Raw genomic sequence first — 561 nt, forward strand, 5'->3', positions numbered from 1 at the left:
AGGTCCGACTTCGTCAACAGGCTGTTAAAGCGAGCCCCGAGGAAAGGCAGACGATCCACCTTACGATGGATGATCTTCGTAAAAGAGATGTGTTTCAAGTAACAATGCAGACACGTTGGCACGAAGACGAGCATACCTTCGAAATGATTGATCTTTCGGAACTCCTTGAAGACTATGGAATAGAAAACAAACCAATCTATGCTCTGGCTTTGGATAATTATGCGATTGATATTGAAGAAGACGATGTCATGGATGCGATGATTGCACTTTCTATTGATGGAGAAGCGATCCCGCCAAGAGATAAAGGGCCGCTCTGGCTTATGTTTGACTACAATAAAGAGCGCTTCCAATCGGAAGATTATACGTTTCTATCTATTTGGAGTTTGTATCGAATAGAAGTTGATTAAGTTATGAGGAAATTATTCAATAAGTTAAATATTAGCGCAATTCTCATTGTATTGATGTTAAGCGTCGCGTCGTTCGAAACGTACGTCCTCTACAATGATTTTCCAGATGAAAAGTTTGCCTGGAGTGACCTGCCCCCGATAAATCGGACCATTC

1 pseudogene is annotated in these 561 nt (G+C 41.7%); it reads left to right on the forward strand.

Going from position 1 to position 561, the window contains the following annotated elements:
• Positions 1-407: pseudogene (locus tag E1297_RS00840) on the forward strand (hypothetical protein); the annotation flags it as partial.
• Positions 408-561: the final 154 nt, after the last annotated feature.

Source organism: Roseibium sp. RKSG952 (genome assembly GCF_009711355.1).